This is a genomic window from Lacrimispora struthionigena (genome assembly GCF_048627165.1).
Taxonomy (GTDB): domain Bacteria; phylum Bacillota; class Clostridia; order Lachnospirales; family Lachnospiraceae; genus Lacrimispora.
In genome coordinates this window covers 437,528-453,635 of sequence record NZ_JBMBWP010000002.1, presented here as the reverse complement: position 1 = coordinate 453,635, position 16,108 = coordinate 437,528, and the positions used below count along the sequence as shown (strand labels likewise).

General features: G+C 42.8%; 15 protein-coding genes. 11 read left to right on the top strand and 4 right to left on the bottom strand.

Features of this window, described 5'->3' with window-relative positions; genetic code table 11:
• Positions 1–51: 51 nt before the first annotated feature.
• From ACOAOT_RS11055 to ACOAOT_RS11045, 3 genes are all read left to right on the top strand, one after another.
• Positions 52–906, top strand: coding sequence for a MurR/RpiR family transcriptional regulator (locus ACOAOT_RS11055; RefSeq protein WP_420217011.1), 855 nt, complete (start codon positions 52–54; stop codon positions 904–906).
• A 258-nt stretch (positions 907–1,164) separates the two neighbouring features.
• Complete coding sequence (gene pfkB, locus ACOAOT_RS11050; protein ID WP_420217010.1) at positions 1,165–2,082, top strand: 1-phosphofructokinase; 918 nt, start codon at positions 1,165–1,167, stop codon at positions 2,080–2,082.
• Entirely contained in the window at positions 2,082–3,983 is a 1,902-nt protein-coding gene (locus tag ACOAOT_RS11045; RefSeq protein ID WP_420217009.1) for a PTS fructose transporter subunit IIABC, read from the top strand. Before pfkB ends, ACOAOT_RS11045 begins: the two co-directional genes overlap by 1 nt.
• Positions 3,984–4,006: 23 nt before the next feature.
• Here ACOAOT_RS11045 and ACOAOT_RS11040 read toward each other — a convergent pair whose 3' ends face one another.
• Complete coding sequence (locus ACOAOT_RS11040; RefSeq protein ID WP_104438470.1) at positions 4,007–4,192, bottom strand: hypothetical protein; 186 nt, start codon at positions 4,190–4,192, stop codon at positions 4,007–4,009.
• Positions 4,193–4,334: 142 nt separating this feature from the next.
• Between ACOAOT_RS11040 and ACOAOT_RS11035 the strand changes: the two genes are divergently transcribed.
• From ACOAOT_RS11035 to ACOAOT_RS11015, 5 genes are all read left to right on the top strand, one after another.
• A complete protein-coding gene (locus tag ACOAOT_RS11035; RefSeq protein WP_420217008.1) occupies positions 4,335–4,988 on the top strand; it encodes an HAD family hydrolase in 654 nt (217 codons plus the stop codon).
• Positions 4,989–5,065: 77 nt separating this feature from the next.
• A complete protein-coding gene (locus tag ACOAOT_RS11030; RefSeq protein ID WP_420217007.1) occupies positions 5,066–6,097 on the top strand; it encodes an LCP family protein in 1,032 nt (343 codons plus the stop codon).
• Between the two features lie 103 nt (positions 6,098–6,200).
• The gene (locus ACOAOT_RS11025) at positions 6,201–7,556 is read left to right on the top strand and encodes a TrkH family potassium uptake protein (protein WP_420217006.1); all 1,356 of its coding nucleotides are present in this window, start codon (positions 6,201–6,203) and stop codon (positions 7,554–7,556) included.
• A 17-nt stretch (positions 7,557–7,573) separates the two neighbouring features.
• A complete protein-coding gene (locus ACOAOT_RS11020) occupies positions 7,574–8,227 on the top strand; it encodes a potassium channel family protein (protein ID WP_349670345.1) in 654 nt (217 codons plus the stop codon).
• A 13-nt stretch (positions 8,228–8,240) separates the two neighbouring features.
• A complete protein-coding gene (locus tag ACOAOT_RS11015; protein ID WP_420217005.1) occupies positions 8,241–8,423 on the top strand; it encodes a FeoB-associated Cys-rich membrane protein in 183 nt (60 codons plus the stop codon).
• A 65-nt stretch (positions 8,424–8,488) separates the two neighbouring features.
• On the opposite strand, the gene ACOAOT_RS11010 is transcribed toward ACOAOT_RS11015, so the two are convergent.
• Positions 8,489–9,514, bottom strand: coding sequence for a PTS sugar transporter subunit IIC (locus ACOAOT_RS11010; protein ID WP_420217004.1), 1,026 nt, complete (start codon positions 9,512–9,514; stop codon positions 8,489–8,491).
• Between the two features lie 243 nt (positions 9,515–9,757).
• Between ACOAOT_RS11010 and ACOAOT_RS11005 the strand changes: the two genes are divergently transcribed.
• Together ACOAOT_RS11005 and ACOAOT_RS11000 are read left to right on the top strand one after the other, a co-directional pair.
• Positions 9,758–11,008, top strand: coding sequence for a CobW family GTP-binding protein (locus tag ACOAOT_RS11005; protein ID WP_420217003.1), 1,251 nt, complete (start codon positions 9,758–9,760; stop codon positions 11,006–11,008).
• Between the two features lie 17 nt (positions 11,009–11,025).
• Complete coding sequence (locus ACOAOT_RS11000; protein ID WP_420217002.1) at positions 11,026–11,979, top strand: TIGR03943 family putative permease subunit; 954 nt, start codon at positions 11,026–11,028, stop codon at positions 11,977–11,979.
• Between the two features lie 85 nt (positions 11,980–12,064).
• Here the strand turns inward: ACOAOT_RS11000 and ACOAOT_RS10995 are convergent, their stop codons facing one another.
• Complete coding sequence (locus ACOAOT_RS10995) at positions 12,065–13,366, bottom strand: polysaccharide deacetylase family protein (protein ID WP_420219412.1); 1,302 nt, start codon at positions 13,364–13,366, stop codon at positions 12,065–12,067.
• Between the two features lie 294 nt (positions 13,367–13,660).
• Between ACOAOT_RS10995 and ACOAOT_RS10990 the strand changes: the two genes are divergently transcribed.
• Positions 13,661–14,896 (top strand): D-alanyl-D-alanine carboxypeptidase family protein, encoded by a 1,236-nt coding sequence (locus ACOAOT_RS10990; RefSeq protein ID WP_420217001.1) that lies wholly within the window; start codon positions 13,661–13,663, stop codon positions 14,894–14,896.
• A gap of 101 nt (positions 14,897–14,997) precedes the next feature.
• Here the strand turns inward: ACOAOT_RS10990 and ACOAOT_RS10985 are convergent, their stop codons facing one another.
• On the bottom strand, positions 14,998–16,041 hold the full coding sequence (locus ACOAOT_RS10985) for an AraC family transcriptional regulator (RefSeq protein WP_420217000.1): 1,044 nt from the start codon (positions 16,039–16,041) through the stop codon (positions 14,998–15,000).
• Positions 16,042–16,108 lie beyond the last annotated feature (67 nt).

The window sequence follows — 16,108 nt, the reverse complement described above, 5'->3', positions numbered from 1 at the left end:
TATCATATATAATGATGAAATAAAATTACATGAATTAGAGGTAAACCATATATGCAGGAAAGTATAAGTGTGTCCGGAGTTCTCTGCTCATCCTACGATTCTTTTTTTGAAGCAGAGAAAAAGATTGCGGATTTCATTCTCTCAAATAAAAGTGATATTATAGACATGACAGTAGCAGAGCTGGCTTTAGCAAGCGGAACAAGCGATGCCACAGTATCCAGATTCTGCAGAAGATGCGGATTTAATGGCTTTCATCATCTAAAGATTAATCTGGCGAAAGAGGTGGCGGAAGAACGGGGCAATTCCATTGAAGTTTCCAATGACATCAGCCGTGATAATATCGGTCAGTCTCTTCAGAATATCCTGGCCAATAAAGTGGCGGAACTGACCCAGACCATTTCCATGATGGAACCGGCAGAGCTTGATCAGATCTTAACCATGATAGAAAAAGCCAGAACAGTCCAGCTGGTGGCAGTGGGCAATACCATCCCCGTAGCACTTGACGGCGCCTTTAAATTCAATCAACTGGGAATTGCCACTGTATCTGGAACCATTTGGGAGACCCAGATGGCATATACCTGCAATATGGGGCCGGAGGATGCGGTCATTATCATATCCAATTCCGGTTTTTCCAAACGGCTTATGACTCTGGTGGCAGTAGCTAAGGAAAACCATGTTCCTACCATTGCAATCACCAATAATCCGTCTTCGCCTCTGGGACAGGCCTGCGATCTTCACATCACGACGGCAACCAGGGAGAAACTGCTTTTAGGTGAATTTTGTTTTTCCAGAGTATCGGCTACAACCGTAATGGAGATCTTATATCTCTTTTTATCGGTCAGCAGGAAGAATTCACATGATCATATCAGACGTCACGAAATTGCTATATCTGATGATAAAAAATAAGGAGAGCCGTAAGGTTCTCTTTTTTTTGATTCAAAGGGATGAATCTTAGCAGTTTCTTTGGGGAATAATGGTATATGGGGAAATAGCACAAAAAACAGGGGTACAATAAGGGTTGTTTTATCACTAATTGTGCAAAGCGACGAAATGATATAAGAAATAATATTTCCTGCATAAACTTATTGACGAAATAAAACAATCGTATTATAGTATAGACGAGGGGATGAAATAAAATTTTATATAAAGAAGGAGCAGTGATATATGATTTACACAGTAACATTTAATCCGGCTCTCGATTATGTCGTAAAAGTAGATCACTTCACACTGGGAACCGTTAACAGAACTGAGCAGGAAGACATTTACTGCGGAGGGAAGGGGCTGAACGTATCAACCGTTCTGGCTACACTGGGATACGGGAATACTGCGTTAGGCTTTGTCGCTGGATTTACCGGAGACGAGATTGAACGCAGAGTGAAAAATCTGGGATTTCGAAGTGATTTTATTCATGTTGAACAGGGAATGTCCAGAATTAATGTAAAGCTCAAATCCGGTGAAGAGACAGAAATTAACGGAAGCGGACCAAAGATCACGAAAAAAGATGTGGAAAAGCTTTATGAAAAGCTTGACTGTCTTACAAATGGGGATATCCTGATTTTATCAGGAAGCATTCCTGCATCACTGAATGATGATATTTATGAACGGATCATGGAGTATCTGGATAAAAGGGGGATCCGCATTGTGGTTGATGCGACCCGGGATTTACTTTCAAATGTGCTTTATTATCATCCGTTTCTGATAAAACCAAACAATCACGAACTAGGGGAGATGTTCGGTGTAACGCTTAAAAGTGTTGATGAAATTATCCATTATGGAAAACTCCTTCAGGAAAAGGGTGCTGAGAATGTACTGGTTTCCATGGCAGGAGACGGTGCAGTTCTGATTACGGAAAAGGGAGAAGTTTTTACCATGGGAGTTCCCTCCGGAACTGTGAAAAACTCTGTTGGAGCCGGAGATTCTATGGTAGCAGGCTTTGTTGCAGGATACTTAGAAAACGGCAGTTATGAACATGCTCTGCGTCTTGGAAGCGCTGCAGGAAGTGCCACCGCATTTTCCGATGGCCTTGCAGGGAAGGAAGATATTATGAAGCTTTACAATGAATTATTAAAGGAGGGGTTTTGATGAAGATTACAGACTTACTGAAAAAAGAAAGTGTGGAGCTTGGGGTTCGTGTTTCCAGTAAGGAAGGGGCCATCGATCGTTTGGTGGATTTGATGGATGCTGCGGGAAGACTGGGAGACAAAGCAGCCTATAAGGAAGGCATTCTGGCAAGAGAAGCACTTGGCAGTACTGCAGTGGGAGATGGAATTGCCATTCCCCATGCGAAGGTAGCGGCAGTAAAAGAGCCAGGCCTTGCAGCAATTGTAGTACCGGACGGAGTGGATTATGACGCCTATGACGGTTCCCTGTCCACGATCATTTTTATGATTGCAGCACCAGATGGAGAAGCAGATGTTCATCTGGAGGCACTGTCTAAATTATCGACTCTGTTAATGGATCCGGATTTTAAGGAATCATTGATTCATGCAGGTTCCAAGGAAGAGTTTCTGCGTCTGATTGATGAAAAAGAAGCTGGCAGAACAGCAAAACCAAAAGAAGTTAAGAGTGGTTACCGTGTTCTGGCAGTAACAGCCTGTCCCACCGGAATTGCACATACCTTTATGGCAGCTGAAAACCTGGAACAGAAGGGTAAAAAGTTAGGAATTCCTCTTAAAGCAGAAACAAACGGCGCAGAGGGGATCGGAAATGCACTGACAAAGGACGAAATCGCTGCAGCAGACGGTATTATTATTGCAGCTGATAAGAATGTGGATATGTCCCGTTTTGATGGGAAACGTGTTGTTGTGGCAACCGTTTCTGAGGGAATTCAAAAAGGTGAAGAACTGATCAAACGTGCAGTAAGCAGTGAAACTCCGGTTTACCACTATAGTGGTGCTAAAGCTTCTGGAGAAGATGCAAGACAAGAGGGTGTGGGTCGTTCTATTTACAAGCATTTAATGAACGGCGTTTCTCATATGCTTCCCTTTGTTATTGGCGGCGGTATCTTAATCGCACTTGCATTCCTGTTTGATGATTATTCCATTGACCCTTCTAATTTTGGTAAAAACACACCGCTTGCGGCTTATTTAAAAACAATTGGAGAGCAGGCATTTGGAATGATGCTCCCAGTGCTGGCAGGATATATTGCCATGAGTATTGCTGACCGTCCAGGTCTGGCTGTCGGTTTTGTGGGCGGTTTGATTGCTAAAATGGGAGCTACCTTTGCAAATCCTGGCGGCGGAAGCGTAAACTCCGGATTCCTTGGAGCATTGCTTGCTGGTTTTATCGGTGGTTATATTGTTCTGTTATTAAAGGGTGCATTTAAAAAACTTCCAAAATCCTTAGAGGGAATTAAACCGGTTCTTCTTTATCCGTTAATAGGTATTCTCCTTGTTTCCGTTGTGACCACATTTATCAATCCGTTTGTGGGAGCGATTAATGACGGACTGACCAGTCTGTTAAACGGCATGGGCGGAACAAGTAAAATTATACTTGGAGCAGTAGTTGGAGGCATGATGTCAGTGGATATGGGCGGTCCGGTTAATAAGGCAGCTTACGTCTTTGGTACGGCACAGCTGGCTGAAGGAAACTTCGATATCATGGCAGCAGTTATGGCAGGCGGTATGGTTCCTCCTATCGCAATCGCACTGTGCACCACATTCTTTAAAAAGAAATTTACAGACAAAGAACGTCAGTCCGGTCTTGTAAACTATATCATGGGACTGTCCTTTATCTCTGAGGGTGCAATTCCCTTTGCAGCAGCGGATCCTCTTCGTGTGATCCCCTCCTGTATGATCGGCTCTGCAATAGCAGGCGGACTTTCCATGGCACTTGGATGTACCTTAAGAGCACCTCACGGCGGAATCTTTGTTCTTCCTACAATCGGCAATCCATTTGGTTATCTGATTGCAATTATTGTCGGCTCTTTTGCAGGCTGCCTGGTTCTTGCAGCATTAAAGAAAAATCTTCAGTCTGAATCATAATAGTTATCAAATGCCCCTGTCAGTCACGACGGGGGCATTTGAGTTTCTGCCATAACGTTATCTAAATTCCGGTTAACCTCTACAGCAGGAAGGCTTTCCGGAGCTGCTTTTCTAATTTTGTACCAGTTTACAGTTGTAAAGACGGCAATCATCAGAAAAGCAAATGCCAGGATTAATCCGATTGCCCAGTATCTGTAATGTTTATTCATAATAGACTCCTGTTTTATTTGTATGTGATATTGAAAGTATGGACGAATAAAGGCCTGATATACGAAAAAGTACGAAAAGTGTTGATTAAAAGCCGGACAGGAAGTACAATTTTTATATAGTACTGCAGCCAGGAGGTATAACATGTATAAAAGCTGTATATTTGATTTAGACGGAACCATCATTGACACAATCCAGTCCATGACTCACAGCATCAGCCTGACTATGGGAGAATTTGGCTATGCTCCCATTGACGAAGCCCATACCAAAAAATTTGTAGGAGATGGATACCGCAAACTGGTGGAACGGGCGCTTTTATATTCAGGAGATAACGAACTGACTCATTATAAGGAGGCATTGCTGATCTATGAAAAGACATTCCAGGAAAACTGCCTTTATAAAGTGAGGGCATATGACGGTATGCCTGAATTATTAAAGAATCTGAAAGCAAAGGGGATTAAATTAGGAGTGCTGACCAATAAAGGACACGACCGGGCAGTTGAATGTGTGGAGAGTGTTTATGGGAAAAACTTTTTTGACCAGATTATTGGAGAAGGAAATGGAATAAAGGTAAAACCAGATCCGGCCGGAGCTCTTTTAATGGCAGAACGTTTTTCACTGCAGCCATCGTCCTGTCTGTATTTTGGCGATACCAATACGGATATGAAGACAGGCAGAAATGCAGGAATGGATACGGTAGGAGTGACTTGGGGATTTCGGGACAGGCAGGAGCTGGAAGCATTTGAGCCCAAATATATTATCAGCCATCCCAGAGAGATTCAACATGTTTTTGAATAAAAATCCGAAATGATGGAAAATTAAGGGGAGATACGTAAATGGATCTCTTCTTTTTTTGTGAAGAGGATGGAGGAAACATGGCAAATTCGAAATATTTAAAGTGGGGATTGGTTATCATAGCTTCGGTCTGGGCTTCTTTAATCGGAACAATGATTGGATATGCATGGAACATCACTCATATGCCTCAAAAACTGCCGGAAGTGGAAATGCCTAAAATTCAAAATACCAATATCAGCATTGAGACCCAGGAAAAGATGGAGGGATATTGGACTGTTGCCGTATTTGGAGTGGATTCCAGAGACGGTACACTTGGAAAAGGAACCAGATCTGACATGCAGATGCTGTTTAATATAAACCTGGGAACAGGGGAAATAAGAGCGGTTTCTGTTTATCGGGATACTTATTTAAAAGTGAATAACAAGGGGCGGTTTGATAAGATTAATGAAGCCTACTTCAGCGGAGGCCCCGCACAGGCGCTGGAAGCACTGACAGATAATCTGGATATTAATATTGATGATTATGCGTCTTTTACCTGGAAAGCGGTTGCTGATGCCATTAATATTCTGGGTGGGATCGATGTGGATATCAGCCACGATGAATTCCGGTTAATCAATGGATTTATCACAGAGACTGTGGAATCAACAGGTGTGGGATCTCATCATTTAAAGAAGGAAGGTCCCAACCATTTAGACGGTGTTCAGGCGGTTGCATATGCCAGACTTAGAAAAATGGATACGGATTTTAAACGGACAGAAAGGCAGAGAGAGGTTGCCAATCTGGCACTGAAAAAAGCCAGGGAGGCAGATTTGCCCACCTTAAACCGGTTGGCCAATGCCGTACTCCCCCAGATTTCAACAAGTATTGGAATGAAAGATATCATTCCGATTATGAAAAATATTAAGAGATTTCATTTGACGGAAAATCAGGGATTTCCCACTAAAATGATTGATGCTAAAATTAATAAGAGGGATTGTGTCATACCGGTTACTCTGGAGGACAACGTAAAACGCCTACATCAGTTTTTATTTGATGAGGACCAGTATGAGCCTTCGGAGCTTGTAAAAAAGACCAGTCGGCAGATTCAGGTAAATGTTAAAAATAAGAAGTGATTTTACTAATAGGATGTTAAAAACTTACCTTTTCCTTTAGAAAAAAATGTGCTATACTATGCTGATGAATCAGCCGTAAGAAAGGAAAGGCAGCAACACAATCATGGATAAAAAACGAAAAAAGCGTTTTAAGTGGAATATAAGCCAGACCCAGTATCTGGCTTACGGTTTCTTGGGTATTATTTTAGCAGGAGCACTTCTTTTAATGCTCCCTTTTTCCAGTAAGGATGGGCAGTCAGAGAATTTTATCAATTGCCTGTTTACGGCCACCAGTGCGACCTGCGTGACAGGGCTGGTTGTCAGGGATACTTGGACACAGTGGACACTTTTTGGTCAGATTGTGATCATGACCCTGATACAGATCGGCGGACTTGGTTTTGTTACGGTGGGAGTTTTTATTTCCATTGTACTGAGACGCAAGATCGGCCTGAAAGAACGGGGACTTTTACAGGAAAGTGTGAATACGCTTCAGATCGGAGGAGTGGTAAGGCTTGCAAAAAGGATAATAAAAGGTACCTTTCTGTTTGAGAGTGCAGGAGCCATTTTATTATCAATCCGGTTTGTTCCCCAGTTTGGAATTTTAAGAGGCGTTTTTTATGGTATTTTTCATTCCGTATCTGCGTTCTGTAATGCGGGGTTTGACTTAATGGGGCATATAGAACCTTATAATTCCTTTGTATCATACTACGATGACTGGCTGGTTAATCTGGTTATTATGTCCCTGATTATTATCGGAGGTATTGGATTTATCGTATGGGATGATATTTATAAGAACCGGTTGCATTTTAATAAATATATGCTTCATACCAAAATCGTACTGGTTACAACCCTTACCCTTGTATTTGGCGGAGGACTTCTGTTCTATCTGCTTGAGAGAAACAATCTCTTAGTGGGAATGAATGCCAGTGGTCAGATACTGACTTCCCTGTTCAGTTCTGTAACGGCCAGAACGGCAGGCTTTAATACAACGGATACCCATGCTTTGACTGATGGAAGTAAGCTTCTTACCATTATTCTTATGTTTATTGGAGGAAGCCCGGGTTCTACTGCCGGAGGTATTAAGACCACGACCTTGTTTGTACTTCTTATGTGTGTTCATTCCAATATCAAACAGTCTTATGGAGTCAATGTATTTGGAAGGCGTCTGCAGGAGGAGGCCATTAAGAGGGCAGGAACCATTTTGACAATCAATCTGTTTCTTGCACTTGCAGCATCTCTGATGATTATGGCTAATCAGTCTCTGGGCTTTTCTGATATCCTGTTTGAGACGTTTTCGGCCATAGGAACGGTGGGCATGACCACCGGAATAACCAGAGATCTAAGTACATTTTCCAGAGTTGTTATCATTTTACTGATGTACTGCGGAAGAATCGGCAGCCTTTCATTTGCCCTTGCTTTTGTACAAAATCATAAAATAGCTCATGTGGAACAACCCGCAGAAGCAATTAACGTAGGATAAAGAAAAGGAGTATATTCATGAAATCAATTTTAATTATTGGCCTTGGCAGGTTTGGGCATCATCTTTGCATCAATATGGCAAGTCTGGGCAATGATGTTATGATCGTAGATCAGAAGGAAGAATGCTTGGAGGATTTACTTCCCTATGTGACAAGTGCAAAGATTGGTGACTGTACCAACGAAACTGTGTTAAGAAGTCTTGGTATTTCCAACTTTGATATCTGCTTTGTGTGTATCGGCACTAACTTCCAAAGCAGCCTTGAAATCACCAGTCTGGTGAAAGAACTGGGAGGCAGACGGGTAATCAGTAAGGCAAACAGGGATATACATGCTAAGTTCCTTTTAAGAAACGGTGCTGATGAGGTAATCTATCCTGACCGGGATATTGCTGAAAAGACGGCGGTTCGTTACAGCACAGATCATGTTTTTGATTACATTGAGCTGACTCCTGAGTATTCCATTTATGAGATCCCGCCCCTTCCGGAATGGGTGCATAAATCCATCAGAGAAGTTGATATCAGAAACCTGTATCATATCAGTGTTCTTGGAATTAAGCGGGAAGGAAGGGCACAGCTTATGCCCCCTGCAGACTATATTATACAGGCGCAGGAGCATTTGATGGTAATTGGCAGGAGAGAACATATTGACAGTATATTAAAAGAGATGAAATAGGATATTCGGAGGAATGATGTCTGTTTGGCTGGCTGAGAACTGGGTAACTATTGTAATATTGATCATAATTATAGTACTGGTATTTTTTGCTGTCCGCAGCTTACGAAACAACAGAGGCGGCTGTGGATCCGGCGGCTGTGAAAACTGTATGGGTTGTAACGGGGGCAGGAGTAAGGATAAAAAGAGCAGGAAATAATAATGGATAGAAAGAAGGAAACGGGAAGAATAATTGGTTCCTGCCGTTTCCTTTTTTGTATGTTCTTATTTTAAATCCAGTTTTAAGTCTCCAAATTGAATCCAGCCTGCTTTTCTAAGCAGTTCTCCAAGAACCAGTGTGATAATAGCTGGCAGAAGAAAGCAGACTAATAAAATACCCAGCCACATGCTTTTTCCCCCGCCCATGGCTGTATAAACACCAATGGGGCCAACCAGTCCACAGGTTCCCATTCCCGAGCCCGCTGGTATATTTTTTAAGTGGAATACCATGGTTGCAACAGGACCGGTGATCATGGATGCCACTGTAGGGGGAATCCAGATCTTAGGATTTTTTACGATATTTCCCATCTGCAGCATGCTGGTACCAAGTCCCTGAGCCATAAGCCCGCCTACTCCGTTTTCCCGGAAGGAGAGAACGGCAAATCCAACCATCTGAGCACAGCATCCCGCCGTTGCAGCTCCGCCTGCCAGCCCGTCCAGGGAAAGGGCAATACAGATGGCTGCGCTGCTGATGGGAAGGGTAAGAGCGATTCCGATGAGAGCGGATACCAGTATGCCCATGTAGAATGGCTGCAGCTCGGTTGCTGTTTTTACAATGCTGCCAAACCAGTTCATAAATCCGGCCACACCGGGTCCGACAAACTGAGCTACCAGAACACCGGAAATAATCGTGACGCCGGGTGTCACAAGGATATCCAGCCGGGTTTCCTTTGAAACCATTTTCCCCAGTTCCGTTGCAATTACTGTTGCTGCCAGCGCGCCCACCGGTCCGCCAAGGGCATTGCCCGCAATCCCTACAGTAGCTGCAGAGAACAGTACCAGAGCAGGAGCATGAAGGGCATAGGCGATGGCCACACCCAAAGCTGCACCTGTGGCACTTTTTGCAAAATCTGAAATCACGTTAAACAGTTCTAAGTTGAACTGCTTGCCCAGGGTACCGAAGATGGTTCCGATCAATAGAGACGCAAAAAGGCCAAATGCCATAGCACCCAATGCGTCAATGAGATAGGTCTGGACTGTGATAGTGACGTTCTTCCTTTTCAGGAATTCTTTTACGCCGCGTTTTTCCATGTTTAAAAATCTCCTTTTTGTTTGGTGCACACATTTGACCTTAAGCCAAAGCAGTTGCATGTATTTTACCATAGTATAACCAAAATTCAAGTTTTTTTTATTATTTTATATAAAACTGATAAAACGTTAACAATATGCAGAGAAAAACCATGGGGCCTCTGCTTGACTTTGTTCATTGTTTGTGACACAATAAGTAGTTGTAGTTCCTGTTAAACTCTGGAAAGAAAAGAGGTATTGATTCGTATGACAAAGATTGATATTATATCCGGTTTTCTTGGAGCCGGAAAAACGACTTTTATTAAGAAACTTCTGCAGGAGGCTGTATCTGGTGAGCAGGTTATCCTGATTGAAAATGAATTTGGTGAGATCGGAATTGATGGTGGATTTTTAAAGGATTCCGGCGTGGAAATCAGGGAAATGAACTCCGGCTGTATCTGCTGTTCTCTGGTTGGTGATTTTGGACAATCCTTGAAAGAAGTACTTACAACCTACCATCCAGACCGTATTATTATTGAACCTTCCGGCGTGGGTAAATTATCCGATGTAATGAAAGCGGTTAAGGATGTGGCAGCTGAGATCCAGGTAACGCTTAACAGTGCTGTCACCATTGTAGATGCTCAGAAGTGTAAGATGTACCGGAAGAATTTTGGTGAGTTTTTTAACAATCAGATTGAAAATGCCGGAACAGTGGTACTTAGCCGTACCGATATTGCACCCGCTGACAAAGTGGATCTTGCAGTTGAAATAATCAGAGAACTGAATCCAAAAGCAGCAGTTGTTACAACTCCCTGTGATGAGTTAACTGGACAACAGCTCCTTGAGATTATTGAGAAGCCGGACACGATGGAAGAAGACCTTTTAAAGGAGCTGAAAGAGCATCATGATCACCATCATGACCATGAAGAGGGAAGCTGTGGCTGCGGAGGCCATCACCACGACCACGATCATGATCATGAAGAGGGAAACTGTGGCTGCGGAGGCCATCACCATGACCACGATCACGACCATGAAGAGGGAAGCTGTGGCTGCGGAGGCCATCACCACGACCACGACCATGATCATGATCATGAAGAGGGAAGCTGTGGCTGCGGAGGCCATCACCACGACCACGACCACGATCACGAAGAAGGAAGCTGCGGCTGCGGAGGTCATGACCACGACCACGATCATGAACACGGAGAAGGTTGCAGCTGCGGTCATGACCACCATCATGCTGACGAAGTGTTTACCAGCTGGGGAGTTGAGAATGTATCTGCTATGAGCAAGGAGACACTTGACCGGATTCTTGACGAACTTGCATACGGCGATGGTTTTGGAGACGTACTTCGTGCCAAAGGCATGATTCCGGGCATAGAAAAGGGAACATGGCTTTATTTTGATCTGGTTCCGGAACAATATGAGATCAGAGATGGTATCCCAGAGTACACCGGTAAAGTTTGTGTAATCGGGGCTAATTTAAAAGAAGAAGAATTAAAACTTGCCTTTGGCAAATAATTGGACTGGAGGAAATCATGAGTAATATCGACGAAATGGAAGATGATTTTATGCCGGTTTTCCTGATCGATGGATTTTTGGAGTCAGGAAAGACCCAATTCCTTCAATTCACTATGGAACAGGATTATTTTAAGGCGGAAGGGAAGACACTTCTCATTGTCTGTGAAGAGGGAGAAACAGAGTACAGTGACGAGCTGCTGAAAAGAACAAAAACGGCAGCTGTATACATTAACAGTCTGGAGGAATTAAGCCAGGAGAGACTTTTGGAACTGGAACTTTTGTATAATCCGGAGAGAGTCTTAATTGAATGGAATGGCATGTGGAATTTAGATGATTTAAAGCTTCCGGATGACTGGAACGTTTACCAGCAGATAACGCTGATCGATATGTCTACCTTTGATCTGTACGCTGCCAATATGAAGTCCCTTTTATATGCCATGGTACGCAATTCCGAGATGATTATCTGCAACCGCTGTGATGGAATCGAAGATCTGTCTGGCTACCGCCGCACATTAAAGTCCATGTGTCCACGAGGAGAAATCGTATTTGAGGATTCAGAAGGGGAAGTGAATGAAATTGCAGAAGAGGACTTACCTTATGACATCAGTGCTGATTTAGTGGAGATATCACCGGAAGCGTATGGGATCTGGTACCTGGACTGTATGGAACGTCGGGATCGCTATGAAGGAAAGACGGTGGAATTTACCGCAATGGTTTTAAAAACACCCGATTTTCCAAAGAATTACTTTGTCCCGGGGCGTATGGCCATGACCTGCTGTGAGGATGATATGACATTTCTGGGCTTTATCACTAAGTCAAGAGAGGCCAAGGATCTTGAGACAAAGCAGTGGGTTCGGGTGAAAGCCAAGATAGCCTATGAATACTGGAAAGATTATGAAGGGGAAGGTCCGGTACTTTATGCCGAGTCTGTAGAACCTGCAAAGCCAGTGAAAGGGTTTGTACAATTTTAATTATAAAGGTCTGCTGAGTAATAAAAAGGACGAGTTGCTGTATACCAGTTAAGGTTATACAGCAACTCGTCCTTTTAAAGTTCTGTTATTTCATCGGCGGAACCGGAGTCGGTCTTGCCGGATCGAATACGTCAGGTACATTAAATAAATCATTCAGGCTGTCAGGATAGTAAAACATCCGGTAACCATCTAAATTTCTTCTGGCCTGTCTGAAGTAATCAGGTCCAAGCTGCATCCACACAGGCTTGCTTGCGTCCACGTTACAGAAGTAGCGGAAGCCTTTGGATTTTAAATATGTAAAACGTTCGTTGCTGTCTGTGTAAGGAGTCCAGCTTCCGATATCACTTCCAAATGGGAACAGGATGATATCAGTAGGACCGATAATGGATTCCACATTGCGCTCCCATTTATCCGTATCTGTCTTAAAGTGATTCATGGAGATCTCACCCATGTTCCGGTGTCCCCAACTGTGGGAAGACAGTTCCCAGCCGTGATCCTTTAATGCCTGTGCAACCTTTGCAGCCTCCTGACGGTCAGCTTCATAGTTTGGGTTGGTATCTTTATAAGCTTCGTCAGTGCGATAGCCCAAAATTCCGTTGTATCCGGTAAAAGCAAGAATTCCTCTTGCTCCCTTATAAGAAAAACCTGGGTGGGTTTTTATGAAATTCTCAAGGATTGGTACTAAATCATAATCGCCTACAGAAACACTTCCGTCATCCATCTGCATCTCACAGGTGGGATAACCGTCCTCTCCAATTATGATTCGGGTGGCAAAGCCATCGCCTTTCATATATTCATAATAACATACATCATCCTGTGACAGCACAAAAGCCTTTTTTCCAGGAGGCAGCATAATGTCTCCATATACAAACTTTGGATTACCGTTCTCATCCTTCTTTTCATACGCCAGATCATGAATTTTTACAAGTACGTAACCCTTGTCATACATGGATTGCATCATCTTAATAAATTCATCTTTCGTCGTCATCATCTGGTTATAGCCATCCTGCTTGGAATCACCGTCAAATGCTTTTGAAGTATCCATAATCAGTGAATGGAAAAATATATGGGTGACTTCCTGTGGATTAATACGGACAAGAGCAGCTTTGGCTGTCTCATAATCGGAAACCGCTTTCGTTACCTCTTCCTTTTCCACAAACCTGGTGTCTGATTTTAAAAGATTAATGGCTCCGTCATAATCGTATTGGGAAGCAAGCTGTTCCGCGTTTGATAAAATAGCCTTTAAATCTGCTTCCGATGTATCAGCTGGGGTAGTTTCCTCAGTAGAAGGCTGTGCCTCGCTTTCAGAAGAAACAGCAGCCGATGAGCCGGCAGGTATCAGCTTATGATGCAGCTTCTTATTAATAACAATTCCACAGAGTACCATAACCATTACAATCAGCAGACCAGTCAGGATAATTGCAAACATGTTTTTTGAGTGTTTTGGCCCTTTTCCAACATTCCATTTACGATAATCATTTTGATTCATAACGAAACCTCATAATTCTGTTATATTTTTGGTTGAATCTATTACTAAAATAACATTCCCTGTCCAAGTATAGCATACTTTGTAGAAAGATGAAATGAAAATGGGGTAATTTTTTTTGGGAAAAGTGGCATATGTATGGGAAGCAGTCCCATACAATGATAGAAAGATATAGATCAGAGGAACGTGTATAACATGAAAAGAGTTACAGCATTTATATTAAGCTTTTTTCTGCTATTTTCCTGCTTCTGCCAGACGGTGACAGCGCAGGAGCCGGATATAGCGGTTGCCTCGGACATGATTGTAAAAGCAGAAGAGGCCCAGGCGGTTAATACAGAAGGCGGCCCGGCCCTGCAGTCTCCAAGTGCGATTTTAATGGAAGCATCTACCGGGCAGGTCATTTACGAAAAAGATGCAGATGAAAAAAGAAGTCCTGCCAGCATCACAAAAATTATGACACTCATCCTTATTTTTGATGCTCTGGAATCAGGTAAAATCAAGCTGACCGATGAAGTAGTGACCAGTGCCCACGCAAAATCCATGGGAGGATCTCAGGTATTTCTGGAAGAAGGGGAAGTACAGACGGTTGAAACTCTGATCAAATGTATTGTTGTTGCGTCAGGCAATGATGCATCAGTCGCCATGGCGGAGTACATAGCAGGAACAGAGGATGAATTTGTTAAGATGATGAATGAGCGGGCGGCAGCACTTGGGATGACAAATACCCATTTTGAAGATTGCTGCGGTCTTACAGAATCCCCCACACATGTAACAACTGCCAGAGATATCGCAACCATGTCAAGGGAACTGATTAATAAGTATCCACAGATTCATAACTATTCAACGATCTGGATGGAAAACATCACTCATGTGACGAAACAGGGAACGAAAGAATTTGGTCTGTCTAATACCAATAAGCTTTTAAAAATGGCAACAAACTTTAATGTAACAGGTTTAAAGACCGGGTCTACTTCTATTGCAAAGTACTGTCTCTCTGCAACTGCAGAAAAAGATGGTGTCCGTCTCATTGCTTCCATTATGGCAGCGCCGGATTATAAGGTGAGGTTTGCAGATGCCCAGACTCTCTTAAACTATGGTTATGCAAACTGTAAGCTATATGAAGATAAAGAGATGCTGCCCCTTCCGGATATGATTGTAGATAACGGTGTGGACGAGAAAGTTCCTTTGAAATACGGCGGTTCCTTTTCCTATTTAAGCTTAAAGGGCGAGGACTTTACCGCAATAGAAAGGAAACTGGAGCTTGTTCCGTCAGTGTCTGCTCCTATTGAAGAAGGCCAGCCTGCAGGAAACCTTGTATATAGTCTTGGGGGAAAGAAGATCGGCGAAGTTCCGGTTCTGACAGCAGGAGCTGTGCGGGAAGCGAAGTTTGGAGATTATCTAAAACGGCTTCTTCATGCGTTTAGTTTATAGGAGAATTGGTTAAAAAACAGTGAGGAGCAGAATTTTCTGCTCCTTTCCTGACTTTGTGTGCATGGGCGTCCAGCAGAGAGTCTTGTATTCTTCCGGGATACTCATTTATTTTTGCGGTATTCTCCCGGAGTCATATGAAAGGTTTCTTTAAAAATCCGGTTAAAGTGCTCCGGATTTGTATATCCAATTATTTCGCAGATGGAAGAGATGCTTAAATTTGTAGTCTTAAGTGCCCGGCAGGCTTTTTCCAGTCGTATGTTCCGGATAAGCTTAATGAAGGTCTGGCCGGTATGTTCCTTGACCAGCTTGCTGAAATGGGGGACCGAAAAGCCGAAATGTTCTGCAGCAGAGGAAAGTGTAATATCCATAAAGTGTGTCTGAAAGTAATTCAGGATATCAGGCAGGGCAAGGTTTTTATGGGTGGTATTTAAAAAGCTTTCCAGATGCTTTTCATGCCGGCGCAGCAGGATCGCCCAGAATGTGAGAAGATAGCTGTCAAGTAAGGGATCAGAGTACTTTTCGTGTCCGTAGAATTCAATATAAATGTCTTCGATCAGATTGCAGATTACCTCATCTGACCTGGTATGAAACAGCAGGTAATTATTTTCCGTTTTTTTATATAAGGTATAGGCAAAAAAGTGGGACAAGGCATTGTTGTTGGCAAACAGCTCAAAAAAGGTTGAATGGAAGGCATTGGTTTTAATCATGATATTAATCACCACACTGTCATCAAATACGGCAATGCTGTGCCTTGTTTTAGGAGGAATAATACATAAATCTCCGGTTTTGCACACTCTTTTTTTTCCCTGAATGGTATTGGAGCAGGCGCCGGAATACACGTAAAAGCATTCATAAAATTCATGTTCATGAATAAATTCTGGAGTATAGCGGTTATGTTTATTAATGTAAATATTCTGTGAGGAGGATTTAAAAAATGCGTTTTCAGAGATATATGGATGCCAGATTGGATGCAGGCAGGGAACATATAGCTGGCGCCGTTCAATATATTCCTGGTCCAACGAATCCACATAGGAGGAAAAGGTCTGGGGAGAGCGTTGTTCCGTCTCAAAAAGGCGGCGGTAAAATTCTTCATCTTCATTATATGAAACAATAAATTCTTTAAATTTCTTCTTGTTTATTTTCATGACAGCTTCCTCCGGGTGTAATCTTTTCATAAGTGTACCATGTTAAAAAATATCAAGTCAATAACAT

Coding starts and splice junctions, on each gene's coding strand:
- ACOAOT_RS10985 (WP_420217000.1), bottom strand. CDS start 16,041: ATGAAAATAAACAAGAAGAAATTTAAAGAATTTATTGTTTCATATAAT.
- ACOAOT_RS10990 (WP_420217001.1), top strand. CDS start 13,661: ATGAAAAGAGTTACAGCATTTATATTAAGCTTTTTTCTGCTATTTTCC.
- ACOAOT_RS11000 (WP_420217002.1), top strand. CDS start 11,026: ATGAGTAATATCGACGAAATGGAAGATGATTTTATGCCGGTTTTCCTG.
- ACOAOT_RS11005 (WP_420217003.1), top strand. CDS start 9,758: ATGACAAAGATTGATATTATATCCGGTTTTCTTGGAGCCGGAAAAACG.
- ACOAOT_RS10995 (WP_420219412.1), bottom strand. CDS start 13,366: ATGGTACTCTGTGGAATTGTTATTAATAAGAAGCTGCATCATAAGCTG.
- pfkB (WP_420217010.1), top strand. CDS start 1,165: ATGATTTACACAGTAACATTTAATCCGGCTCTCGATTATGTCGTAAAA.
- ACOAOT_RS11040 (WP_104438470.1), bottom strand. CDS start 4,192: ATGAATAAACATTACAGATACTGGGCAATCGGATTAATCCTGGCATTT.
- ACOAOT_RS11010 (WP_420217004.1), bottom strand. CDS start 9,514: ATGGAAAAACGCGGCGTAAAAGAATTCCTGAAAAGGAAGAACGTCACT.
- ACOAOT_RS11035 (WP_420217008.1), top strand. CDS start 4,335: ATGTATAAAAGCTGTATATTTGATTTAGACGGAACCATCATTGACACA.
- ACOAOT_RS11015 (WP_420217005.1), top strand. CDS start 8,241: ATGATGTCTGTTTGGCTGGCTGAGAACTGGGTAACTATTGTAATATTG.
- ACOAOT_RS11055 (WP_420217011.1), top strand. CDS start 52: ATGCAGGAAAGTATAAGTGTGTCCGGAGTTCTCTGCTCATCCTACGAT.
- ACOAOT_RS11025 (WP_420217006.1), top strand. CDS start 6,201: ATGGATAAAAAACGAAAAAAGCGTTTTAAGTGGAATATAAGCCAGACC.
- ACOAOT_RS11030 (WP_420217007.1), top strand. CDS start 5,066: ATGGCAAATTCGAAATATTTAAAGTGGGGATTGGTTATCATAGCTTCG.
- ACOAOT_RS11045 (WP_420217009.1), top strand. CDS start 2,082: ATGAAGATTACAGACTTACTGAAAAAAGAAAGTGTGGAGCTTGGGGTT.
- ACOAOT_RS11020 (WP_349670345.1), top strand. CDS start 7,574: ATGAAATCAATTTTAATTATTGGCCTTGGCAGGTTTGGGCATCATCTT.